This window comes from Paenibacillus hebaui, from assembly GCF_051934385.1.
Classification (GTDB): domain Bacteria; phylum Bacillota; class Bacilli; order Paenibacillales; family Paenibacillaceae; genus Paenibacillus.
The window spans coordinates 5,179,432-5,191,531 of record NZ_CP196836.1; the positions used below are offsets into that span (position 1 = coordinate 5,179,432).

At 47.0% G+C, this 12,100-nt stretch carries 10 protein-coding genes; 7 read left to right on the plus strand and 3 right to left on the minus strand.

Features of this window, described 5'->3' with window-relative positions:
- Positions 1-468 precede the first annotated feature (468 nt).
- Both ACR32F_RS23535 and ACR32F_RS23540 read left to right on the plus strand, forming a co-directional pair.
- Positions 469-1,542, plus strand: coding sequence for a M42 family metallopeptidase (locus tag ACR32F_RS23535; RefSeq protein ID WP_440111298.1), 1,074 nt, complete (start codon positions 469-471; stop codon positions 1,540-1,542).
- A 201-nt stretch (positions 1,543-1,743) separates the two neighbouring features.
- Positions 1,744-2,064: a hypothetical protein gene (locus ACR32F_RS23540; protein WP_440111300.1), complete on the plus strand. Its 321-nt coding sequence runs from the start codon at positions 1,744-1,746 to the stop codon at positions 2,062-2,064.
- A 234-nt stretch (positions 2,065-2,298) separates the two neighbouring features.
- Here the strand turns inward: ACR32F_RS23540 and ACR32F_RS23545 are convergent, their stop codons facing one another.
- Positions 2,299-3,006 (minus strand): metal-dependent hydrolase, encoded by a 708-nt coding sequence (locus ACR32F_RS23545; protein WP_440111301.1) that lies wholly within the window; start codon positions 3,004-3,006, stop codon positions 2,299-2,301.
- Between the two features lie 317 nt (positions 3,007-3,323).
- Here ACR32F_RS23545 and nirB point away from each other — a divergent pair, with 317 nt between their 5' ends.
- From nirB to ACR32F_RS23565, 4 genes are all read left to right on the plus strand, one after another.
- Complete coding sequence (gene nirB / locus ACR32F_RS23550; protein ID WP_440111303.1) at positions 3,324-5,753, plus strand: nitrite reductase large subunit NirB; 2,430 nt, start codon at positions 3,324-3,326, stop codon at positions 5,751-5,753.
- Positions 5,754-5,812: 59 nt separating this feature from the next.
- Positions 5,813-6,139: a nitrite reductase small subunit NirD gene (nirD, locus tag ACR32F_RS23555; RefSeq protein ID WP_440111305.1), complete on the plus strand. Its 327-nt coding sequence runs from the start codon at positions 5,813-5,815 to the stop codon at positions 6,137-6,139.
- Between the two features lie 49 nt (positions 6,140-6,188).
- Complete coding sequence (locus tag ACR32F_RS23560) at positions 6,189-6,971, plus strand: formate/nitrite transporter family protein (RefSeq protein WP_440111307.1); 783 nt, start codon at positions 6,189-6,191, stop codon at positions 6,969-6,971.
- Between the two features lie 285 nt (positions 6,972-7,256).
- Positions 7,257-7,886, plus strand: coding sequence for a YfbR-like 5'-deoxynucleotidase (locus tag ACR32F_RS23565; protein ID WP_440111309.1), 630 nt, complete (start codon positions 7,257-7,259; stop codon positions 7,884-7,886).
- Here ACR32F_RS23565 and ACR32F_RS23570 read toward each other — a convergent pair whose 3' ends face one another.
- Together ACR32F_RS23570 and ACR32F_RS23575 are read right to left on the minus strand one after the other, a co-directional pair.
- Entirely contained in the window at positions 7,887-8,708 is an 822-nt protein-coding gene (locus tag ACR32F_RS23570; protein WP_440111311.1) for a response regulator transcription factor, read from the minus strand.
- Positions 8,701-10,578 carry a cache domain-containing sensor histidine kinase gene (locus ACR32F_RS23575; RefSeq protein ID WP_440111313.1) on the minus strand — a complete coding sequence of 626 codons (1,878 nt, stop codon included), beginning with the start codon at positions 10,576-10,578 and terminating at the stop codon, positions 8,701-8,703. Before ACR32F_RS23575 ends, ACR32F_RS23570 begins: the two co-directional genes overlap by 8 nt.
- A gap of 177 nt (positions 10,579-10,755) precedes the next feature.
- Here ACR32F_RS23575 and ACR32F_RS23580 point away from each other — a divergent pair, with 177 nt between their 5' ends.
- The gene (locus ACR32F_RS23580; protein WP_440111315.1) at positions 10,756-12,060 is read left to right on the plus strand and encodes an ABC transporter substrate-binding protein; all 1,305 of its coding nucleotides are present in this window, start codon (positions 10,756-10,758) and stop codon (positions 12,058-12,060) included.
- Positions 12,061-12,100 lie beyond the last annotated feature (40 nt).

The following is a 12,100-nucleotide window of genomic DNA, read 5'->3' on the forward strand; positions in this document are numbered from 1 at the left end:
CCAGCAAGATGAAGTAGCCGAATTAGATGAGTCGCTCAGCACCGGATCAGAGGCCTTGTACATTTTATAAATAAAGCAGAAAGATCACGAGCAAAATAAAAAGGACGATTAAAAGTAAACTCTCATTTCCTTCCTCGGGTGGCTTCATCTATTGTCCCAACTCCTTCCTGCTGTCAGCAAACGAATAAGGGATCCCGTCGAATACAAGGTACGCACAACTATTCCTCACTATATGCATATTCAATGTTGCTGCTTCAGGATTAAGGCACGTGCGGATTTTGCAGCCCATTTGGCAACAAAAAGAGGCAAAATGCAGACCTGTGATACGTGACATAGACATGGACAATTCCGTCTGCAAGGCCCATACTATAGTGTGACCAGTGGTTAAATAAGATGTCCTGCTCAAGGACAACAGTCTGGCAGCCGTTCTGCCGAGACCTGATATACATACAGAGGAGCTGTTGACACATGAATGAAAAAACGATGGATATGTTCCGCACATTAACGGAGTTCCCTTCCGCATCCGGTTTTGAACGTGAGCTTCGCGGCTGGATGAAAGAGCAACTATCCGCTTATACCGATGAATTTGTTCAAGATCGTCTGGGGAGTCTTTTTGGTGTATTACGTGGAGAGGAATCCGGTCCCAAAGTCATGGTAGCCGGACACTTTGACGAGGTTGGTTTCATGACCACAGGCATTACCGAAACAGGCATGATTAAATTCCGTCCACTGGGCGGATGGTGGAGTCAGGCTGTTCTTTCTCAGCGTTTGCAAATCATCACACCTGAGCGCCGGATTACCGGGGTTGTAGGTTCTACACCTACTCACATGCTGGATGAATCACAACGGAATAAACCGGTGGATCTGAATTCCATGTACCTTGATATCGGTGCGGACAACCGTGCAGAAGCAGAATCCTGGGGTATTCATCCGGGGATGCAGATCGTGCCCATCTGCGAATTCACACCGATGGCCAATCCGAAGAAAATCATGGCAAAAGCGTGGGATAACCGTTACGGAGTAGGACTTGCACTTGAACTTGTTGAAGCACTGCACAAGGAAAAGCTGCCTAACACGCTCTATTCCGGTGCAACTGTTCAGGAAGAACTGGGGCTTCGTGGTGCACGGACTGCCGCCAACCTGATTCAGCCTGATATCTTCTTCGCACTCGACTGTAGCACGGCGAATGATATGACAGGTGACAAACAGTCGTTCGGTCACATCGGACAAGGTGCTTTGCTTCGTATTTTTGATCCAGGCATGTTTACCCATCGGGGTATGGTTGAATATGTTCAGGACACCGCTTCATCCAATCAGATCAAAATGCAGTATTTCGTCTCACCAGGCGGTACCGATGCTGGAGCAGTTCATCTGAGCGGAGTCGGCGTACCTTCAACGGTAATTGGCATCTGTGCTCGTTACATTCACACCTCTTCTTCCATCATTCACACGGATGACTATGATGCAGCCAAAGCGCTGATCGTGAAGCTGGTGAAGGGTCTGGATCGGACAACGATGAATACCATTATTGAAAACGCGTAATGATTGATTTAAGTGAGGATCTTGTGATCTGAACCTGCTTGATTACTTCATCTTCTTTTAAATGAAGAGGCATCCTGATTTCATCCGGGTGTCTCTTTTTTGTGCGACTATATTAGTTTAATCGTTAGAACACTATAGGAAAAAATACATAAGATACAACAACGGTAAGAGAAGTAAACATCAAGCAGCGGGGGACCTCTTATGGCAGTGAGAAGGAACGGAAAATCGAATAAAGGTTCCAAAAAAACAAATGCTGCAAACACCCTTCTCAATGGCAACCTAAAAGGAAAAAATCTGGAACTTATTGTTGCAGCATTACTGGTGAGTGGGAAGTTAAGAGTGGATGCGGTCACGTTGTTTCGAGAAGCCACATTGGTCGTTGAATTGGTAGGGCAATATAAAACACTACAAAATATTACACCATCGAATCAAGACAAACTGGTACAATTCCTGGATGAAATCGGCGGCGATATGACTTTAAATGACGTTATACGTGCTTTCCAGCAAAGAATAAATTCTTAAACGCCAAGAAAAGAGGTTGGAGTGATGTCTGACTTTGACGGTATTGGGTTCGCTGAGCTATTAATCATAGTCATTCTTGTTGCCTTATTTGTATTTGGCTCTTCAGATATTGACAGTCTTACCGATTCACCTTCTCAAACTTGAATCGGCTCATTGATGTTGCCATCCATTTCAGTATGAACAGCATACCAGTAAACGCCAGTCCATCATATGCGGACTGGCGTTTATTGATGGCTATAGAAATAGCGGTGAAAACGCAAACCAAGCCAAAATAAGGGTAAGCACAATGCAGACATTTTCCACAACGGCTCCACGCTTGGTTCCTGTACTCATCAGATTGACCCGTATACGCCACTTGAGCGGTGGTAACGGACGGATGCCCCGATTGGTCAGAGAATCAGCCAACAGATGCATGGCATATGCCGTGCCCCCAGCTACCCAGATCTCCGGTCCCTGCTGCTGCGTTGTGCTATAGAGCAGCCCGGCCCATACAGCAGTTCCGTAGATCGAATGCGTCAATCCCCTGTGGGTCAGCGTGGTGCAAAGCATCAACAAACTGCCTGCGATCAGATTCCACGGTGCAAACGCATGACCATAGAAGACTAGTCCCAACCCAATCGCGAACATCAGCACTTTGCGAAGTGAGCGTGAGGGCAGGAAGGATACCAGCCCAATCAGAACGGCGAGCAACAGATTCCAGGGCTTGACCGGAACATAAAAATAAACAAATACAGCTATTGGCAACAGGATTGTCTGGAGCAGCCTGATCAGACTGTTCGGCAAGGCCTTGGATACCAGTAACGAATTAGGCTCATCGATATCCGGTAGCAAGGAACCAATCAGTGCAACAGTAACTGCTGGTGCTGTAACGGGTATGCCGGCCAATTGAAGAACAGAGAGCGATACGCCTGTCCCAATAATCAGGTGGGTTCTTCCCATCATGATGCAAAAACTTCCTTTCGAAGAAATAGGGAATATAAACGCCCACTTCCGATATTACAACGAAAAGAAAATAAGAACAATAGTTCGTATTTCTTATTTATATACCCTTATAACACCCATCCACATATGCATTCCATCCTTCCATCCGAAAATAAAAATGTGATTCTGTGACCGGCATCACACTTATTTATTTGTGATCCTAATATCGTTATTAGTGAATTAAATCACATTGGATGTCGGCAAAGACTTGTATAATTCAAATATAAGCCAATAAAAATGTAGCTAATGTAAATGTTTATCCAAGGAGGCCTACACATATGAACGGAAACAAGGAAAAACTCGTTGTGATTGGTAATGGTATGGCAGGAATCAGCACAGTTGAACAAATTTTAAAATTAACTTCGCGATTTGATATTACCGTATTTGGCACAGAGCCCTACCCTAACTACAATCGCATTATGTTGTCCTATGTATTGGAAGGTAGCAAAACACTTGATGACATCGTGCTGAATGATCTCCACTGGTATGAGGATTATGGGATTACTCTCCATACAGGAACAACCGTATCCCGAATTGATTCGGATACACGTGAAGTCGTGACAGAGGAAGGTACCCGCTTCCCTTATGATAAAATCATCATCGCAACAGGCTCCAACTCCTTTATTCTCCCGGTTCCGGGACATGACAAAGAGGGTGTCGTCGGTTTCCGTGATATCGCCGATTGCAATATTATGCTGGAAGCTGCCAAACAGTACAAAAGAGCTGCCGTTATCGGTGGCGGACTCCTCGGTCTTGAAGCTGCCAAAGGGTTGGTACAACTCGGGATGGAAGTTACCGTCGTGCATCTGATGGATGATTTGATGGAGCGTCAGCTTGATCCGCAAGCTTCAGCCATGTTAAAAGCCGAACTGGAACGTCAGGGCATTCGATTCAAAATGGGAGCACAGACTTCCGAACTGCTGGGCGGTGACCGGGTTGAAGGTATTCGTTTTGCCGATGATTCTGTACTGAATGTTGATTTTGTTGTTATGGCTGTAGGGATCAAGCCGAATACAGCTGTAGCTGTGGAGATCGGTATGGAAGTTAACCGGGGTATCCTCGTGGATGACTATATGCGGACTTCACTTGAGAATGTGTATTCAGTCGGGGAATGTACAGAGCATCGCGGGGTATGTTACGGCCTCGTTGCCCCATTGTTCGAGCAAGGCATGATTCTGGCGAAGCATATATGCGGTGTTGAGACGGCGCCTTATGAAGGTTCTGTTGTATCCACGAAATTGAAAATTTCGGGTGTGGACGTCTTTTCAACCGGTGAATTCATCGACAGTCCGGAGCACATCGTCATTGCACATAAAGACGACTGGAAACGGACCTACAAAAAAATTCTGCTTCGCGACAATAAAATGGTCGGTGCCGTTCTCTTCGGTGACATTACGGATTCTGCCGAATTGCAAAAGCTGATCAAAAATCAAACCGAAATGACCGAGGAATTATACGGTTCGCTCATGGGCACAGGCTGCGGTGGTCATAAAAAAACAACCTCTGTTGAAACGATGCCCGAAGACGAAATCGTCTGCGGATGTAACGGGGTGACTAAAGGAACCATTGTCGATGTAATCACAAACCAGGGCCTTACCACTGTAGATGAAATCAAAGCTTGTACGGGTGCAACCCGCTCTTGCGGTGGATGTAAGCCCGTTGTTGAACAGATTCTGCAATATGTGCTTGGAGACAACTTCAGTACTGGAGCCAAACAAGGAATCTGCGGATGTACTTCCATGGGACGGGATGAGATCGTAGCCGAGATTCGTGCAAAGGGATTACAAACGACCAAAGAAGTCATGCATGTTCTGGGCTGGAGTCAGCCTGAGGGTTGTTCCAAATGTCGTCCGGCGATCAACTATTACCTTGGCATGATTGCACCGGACACGCACGAAGATGAGAAGGAATCCCGTTTTGTTAACGAACGCATGAACGCAAATATTCAAAAAGATGGAACTTACACGGTTGTACCTCGGATGTATGGTGGAGTGACTACACCAGCGGACCTCAAACGCATTGCTGATATTTCGGTCAAATATGATGTTAAAGCAGTCAAAGTTACTGGCGGTCAGCGTCTCGACTTGATCGGAGTCAAAAAAGAAGATTTGACTAAAGTCTGGGCTGAACTGGATATGCCTTCGGGTTACGCCTACGCCAAATCGCTGCGTACAGTCAAAACATGTGTCGGTTCCCAATTCTGCCGATTCGGTACACAGGATTCCATGGCTATGGGCGCCAGAATTGAACGGAAATTCGAACGTCTGGATCTGCCAGCTAAGTTTAAATATGCCGTCAATGGTTGTCCACGGAACTGTGCAGAAGCATGTACAAAAGATATTGGTATCGTTGGTAACGACGGAGGCTGGGAAATCTTTATCGGTGGTAACGGCGGTATTAAAGCAAGACTTGCTGATGCCCTGTGCAAAGTGAAAACAGATGACGAGTTGATTGAATTGTGCGGAGCGATCATGCAATATTACCGCGAGACAGGTAACTATCTGGAACGGACTTCCGAATGGGTGGAACGGATGGGCCTGGAGCATATTCGTTCGGTTGTCGTGGATAACCTCGAAGAACGTAAAGCTCTGATGCAACGGATTGAGTTTGCTCTTGAACATGTCGAAGAGCCTTGGCAAAAAGCGATTCGTAATGAGGAAGGCGAAAGCAAACTGTTCCACGGTATTGAAGTATCGGCTCGTCCATAAACAAGCTTGAAAGACCAAAACACAGGATGAATGTTCATTAGATAAGGAGTGGTATTAAGATGACGACCAAACAATCAGGAACCTACTTCCCTGCCGGAATAGTTGAAGAATTCCTGCCACGAATCGGAAGAGTAGTTGAGATTCAAGGCCATCAGCTAGCTGTATTTCGTGCATCGGATGGCACTATCTTTGCAGCGGATAATCGCACCCCCCACCCTAAGGGTGGGCCGCTGGCTGAAGGAATCGTGTCCGGGCATTATCTGTACGATCCGCTGTATGATTGGAAAATCGACCTGACAACCGGTCTGGTGCAAGCACCGGACACCGGTCAGGTGCAGATGTATCCGGTGAAGGTCGAGAATGACCAGGTCTGGATCGCTGTATAGCTCCATCGCAACGTTGAAAGATCGATGTTAAATAATGGAGGAAACCGTGATGTATACACCAAGTGTTGAGGGAATTATTGAAGCTGCGGTTAAAAAACGGGATCAGATGAATGCGAGCCTGCCACGTTACATGGTTGCTGCCTTGATGGCTGGTGCCTATGTAGGCCTGGGTATCATTCTGATCTTTAGTATCGGTGCTCCGCTCTTAGCGGCTCAGTCACCACTGCAAACCATGTTGATGGGCATGTCCTTCGGACTCGCCCTCACACTGGTTATCTTTGCCGGATCGGAACTATTTACAGGCAACAACATGTTTTTCACCATGAGCACGCTCGCAGGCCGGACCACGGTTAAAGATACACTGAAAAACTGGGGACTTGTCTTCCTCGGCAACTTGCTCGGTGCGATCCTGCTCAGCCTACTTATTGTCGGCAGCGGCCTGTTCAAAACGGCTGCGCCCGAACATCTGTTATTCGTTGCTTCTGCCAAAAAGATGGCCGCTCCCGTGTCTGAGTTGTTCTTCCGCGGCATTCTCTGTAACTGGCTCGTCTGTCTGGCGATCTGGATGGCAGCTCGCACGAAAGAGGATATCGCCAAAATTGCTCTCATCTGGTGGTGTCTGTACGCCTTTATCGCAAGTGGGTATGAGCACAGTGTCGCCAATATGACCTTGCTGTCCTTGTCCTGGCTCCTGCCGAACCACCCGGATACGATTACTTTGGCAGGCTGGTTTCATAACATGATTCCGGTGACGCTTGGTAATATCATCGGCGGTGCACTGTTTGTCGGTATGGCGTACTGGTATACTTCATCGGTACGAAAAAAAGCGTAATTCTTGATCCAACTGCACTTATGTACGTAGGTAACACAACATCTACACAACTAAAGCCACGATGGATGCCGAACTCACGTTCAGTCATACATGGTGGCTTTTTTATTGTTTGTCGATTAGCTGCGTACTTTCTCCTACCCCTCTCTTTGATCCTCTCGTCCTTCTGTAGAGAATTAAAACTTCTTTTTACCTTCGCCGCAATCCGCGTTAATCCAGAGTTGACATAACGGGTGTATAGTCGAATAATACCTCACATTTATATCTCAGCAAAGGATGATCGCTTATATGGGAATTCATACGTACTTCAGGTCACTGAACGATCTCGAACGTATTATTCGCACACCTGGCAAATTCAAATTCGAAGAGCATAGCGTATCCGCTCATTCCTGGAAAGTGGTACAGTACGCCAAAACGCTCGCAGATATCGAGGAGCAGCATGGGGTCGCCATTGATTGGAAAAAGTTATACGAGATTACCAGCAGTCATGATTATGGTGAAATCTTCATCGGTGATATCAAAACGCCAGTCAAACATTATTCACTGGAGCTGCGTTCCATGCTGCAAAAGGTGGAAGAAGGCATGGTTGAACATTTTATTAATGAAAATATTCCTGAAGAGTTCCAGCCTATATTCCGCAGACAGCTACGCGAAGGCAAAGATCAATCTGTCGAAGGACTGATTCTGGAAGTCGCAGATAAGATGGATCAAGTGTACGAAGCCTTTGCCGAACTCCAACGTGGCAACACGGAGAAAGAATTTATCGTTATGTACCGTTATGCATTGGTCAAAATCAAAAATATCGACCTCCACTGTGTACAATATTTCCTGGAACAGATTCTCCCCGACATCATTGAAGAAGGTATCCGATCCCCGTTTGATATTCGCAAAATAACCGAAGAAGCTTTGGCCCAGTAATCAGCTCAGGTCAACATGGTGCTCATCATCCATGGACAGGGCTTTTTTTCGTTGCAGTGACTGCTGGCGATACTCACTTGGATACAAGCCCGTTTTGTTTTTGAAAATACGGCTGAAATAGTGGGAATCGCTATACCCTACCGCTCCGCCAATCGTCTTGATATCCATATTTTCGTGCGTGACGAGCAATCGCTTCGCTTCATTGATTCTCAGGCCCGTCATATATTTCAGCGGAGTCTCCCCCGTCACCTTCTTGAAGCACTTTCCCAGATAGTCCACACTAAAATGCATCTGCCCTGCCATGTCCTGAAGCGTTATCTCATGCATGTAGTTCTGCTTCAGATACAGCTTAACGGCCTCTGCGATATCCTCTGGTTTCACCTGCTCATCCAGCACAGCACTGACATGAGCAAGCGAATCAACAGCGCTCCCGAGCTTGAGTTCCATCGCATCTAGCAATGTACGAAGCTGTTCTTCCGACAATGGTTTGAGAAGGTAATCCTCCACCTTGTAACTGATCGCCTGTCGTGCATACTCAAACTCATGATAACCACTCAGAATGACAATCTTCACATGCGGATAGGCAAAATACAGATATTTGGCCAGTTCCAGTCCGTTCATCACCGGCATCTGAATATCGGTTACAACCAGATCAGGTACGGACTGTTCAATAAGCTGTAACGCTTCCTGGCCGTTTCTCGCTTCACCGATCACCTCGAACCGGGTGCCCAGCTCCCTGAATTTGCGCGAAACATTACGGCGAATCAAAGCTTCGTCTTCCACAATAATCGTTCTGTATTTGATCGTCATGGGTTCAGCCATGCTCCTTTCGAATGGAACCACCTATTGTAATCATGACACCGCCGGAAGGCTTGTTCGTAATCTGCATGTGGGCTGCCGAGCCATACCATAACTTCAATCGGACCCAGATGTTCCTGAGCCCCATCCCGTTGATCTCAAGGTCCGGGAGCCGCTCCCACTCCTGGGATTGATCCATGTAATGCATAATGGTTGCGAGTGCCTCGGGTTCCATGCCAGGTCCGTTATCTTCCACGTGTATCTGCCAAGCTTCCTGTTCCAAGTCCACTTCACCAGTGATATGCAGCTTCCATGGAGGGGTATCGCTCAATCCATATTTCATGACATTTTCCAGCAGCGGCTGCACGATCAGCATGGGTACCTTGATACTTCGCATCGTATCGGGCATGTGGAACTCATAGAGCAAATCATCTTCGAATCGAATCTTCATGCATTTCAGATACCGCTCACAATAGTCCAATTCCTGCGACAGAGGAACACCATTCTTGCCCGGTGTAGAGATATAACGGAGCATGGACGCAATATGACCGCAAAACGCGACAATCTGCTCATTCATGCCTTCCTCCGCCATGATGCTAATATTCGTGATGTTGTTGTAGAGAAAATGCGGGTTCATCTGGGACTGTAACGCCAGTAATCTCGCTTCCGTCTCCTGGGATTTCATCGCCAGTCTGTCCTGAAAAGATTGCACAAGCTGCTGATTGAGCCGGATAAACGTATCATTCAGTTCACCCATCTCCCGAATGGAACCGGGATGCTCCAGCTTGAACAACTGGCCCGAATCCTGATTCGTTACCAGGTCGTTCTCACCCGTTTTCTGGATAATGCGCTGCAGGCGATGCAGCGGCAAGGTGACCCGTTTGGAGATCAGATACGAGAGAATCAGAATGAGCATCAGGGTTGCTAACGTCGCACCGACAAACATCAGAGCCAATCGGTTCAGATTGGCGAAAAGGGACTGCTTGGACTGCATCACAACAACGGTCCATCCGGTCTCCTGTGAAGTCATGTACGTCATCATTTGCTTGGTATGATTCAGTGGATCGGTTACTTCCTGCATGGTATCGGGTGGAAATGTACGATTTTGAATCAACTCCACATCATCGAAATGGCCTGCCTTGGAAGCATCGGCATCCGAAGAAAGTGGATACAAGCGTGTATTTTGTTCATCCATCACATAAATGCGAAGCTCCTCGTTACTCGCCTGCACATCATTCAAATGCTGGAACAGGTCTGTTGCACTCTGTAAAATTTCAACCACGCCCTGGCTAACATAATTGCCGTCTTTGTATACCCGGGTTAGCGAAATGTAGGGTTGATCTGATTTCCCCTCCCCTGTGGGCATAGGCAAAGCTCCGCCCTCTAATAGACGGATTACTCGCCAGCCACTACGCTCCCAGGTTTCCTGATACCAGGGGCGCTCCGTCAGGTTCACCGACAGTTGACCGTTGAATGCTCCTGCTCCCAGCATCTTGCCGTTCACATCATAGATATTCGCCTGCTTCGCCGTATTCGAGCTGCTGATGATCGCCAGAATGACGTCGATCAGTGTTGTTGTATCCTTGTACAATGCCGGATCACTCGTCAGTGTCTGTTCACTGCCCTCCGCAGGCGCCAAATAATGACTGAAGTGTTCTTTTACCAGATTGGAGTACACGATATTCATGGAGAAATTGTTCATTTTCACCACTTCCTGATCCAGATTGCCAACGATTGATACCCCTAGTTGTTTCTGCTGTTCTTCACTTCGATTACGGATGTCACCCGCGAGAAAAAAATACAGAAGCCCCGCCACAATGAGCGAAAAGATAATAAATACCGCAGAGTAATAGGCAAACAGACTTTGTTGAAGCGTTCCAAACCGATACTGCAATCCCCTCACACCTCGTCCTGTGATGATATCTGTTACACCCGTCGAAAATGTCCACCCAACAGAACGTTTTTGTCTATTGAGCACATCCGTTGTTCACAGTAAAGTTATCCACATAAGAATACGCTTACATAAAGCATTTCGGCAAGTAATAATATTATTGATATTTCGGGAGGTCCAATGATGAGAAAACGATTTCTTTTTCCCCTCGCAGGTGTGCTCTTGCTCTCCACCCTGCTGCTTGCCGGGTGCAACTCGGAGAAAAATGCGGAAGGTACGGGCAAGGTGACACTGACGTTTGGAACAAGCCAGTCGGGTATTCCACGTACAGGTATCATGCAGACGATGGCCAAGGAATATGAGCAGGAAACTGGAGTCAAAATTGACTTTCAGGTCGTACCTGACGCACAATGGCGCGACCTGATCAAGGTGAAGCTGGCGTCCGGCGAAGCACCTGACATTTTCAATGTCGATGTGGACCCACTCAGCATGCCGGCCAACGTAAGACCGGAAGAAAATGCAATTGACCTGACCAATGAGGAATTCACGAGCCGAATGTCGGAAGAAATTCTGCCAACGGTCAGTCACAATGACAAGGTGTACGGGGTTTCTTTTGCTCCATCGAAAATCTGGTATGTGTACTATAACAAACGCATCTTCGCAGAGCTTGGCATTGAACCTCCTACATCCTATGCGGAATTCAAGGCGATCAGCCAGAAAATCAAAGATAAAGACATCATTCCGTTCTATCAGGCACCTGCCAGCGGGTGGTATCAGGTTCTGCCTTTGTTCGAAACGGGGCCTAACTATGAACAAACGTCAGCGGGAACCTACGAGAAATTGAACAACAATGAGATGAAGGTCGCGGACATGACGCAGCTCAAGACGGTTATTGAGCAGTTGAAGGAATTTGCGGATCTCGGCTATTTCGGCAAAGACTTTCTATCCAACACGGTAGAAGCGGGAATCGAAGCCTTTGGTCAGGAGAAAGCAGCCATGCTGCTGCGGGTTCCAGGTACGGAAAAGGAAGTGTCTGAAGCTTATCCGGCGATGGAAGACAATATGGGATTCTTCGTCATGCCTTGGGGAGACAATCAGACAATTGGTGTGAATCCGGGCGGTTCGGCTGCGATGTTTGGCAACAAAAACAGTAAACATCCCGAAGAAGTTCTGAAATTCTTCCGCTGGATCACTGAGCATGATCATCTGCAACGGGTATTCGATGAAGGTGAAGGTAATCTGACAATCTGCTGGCCGGAAATCGAACCGAAGCTGACGCAGGACTATATTGATTATGAAAAAAATCATGAAAAAGGTACGGTTATGCAGGCCGCTGTGAAATATATTGATCCACAATGGATGGATATCGGCAAGGACTTGTCAGGTATGTTCGCCGGAGCAATGACACCGGATCAGATTCTGCAAAATATCGATAAACGTCGGGCTGAGCAAGCCAAAGTGCTGAAGGATGAAGCGTGGCAATAACAACGTAAATCTCAGATAAACATAAACGCTGATCAGCGTT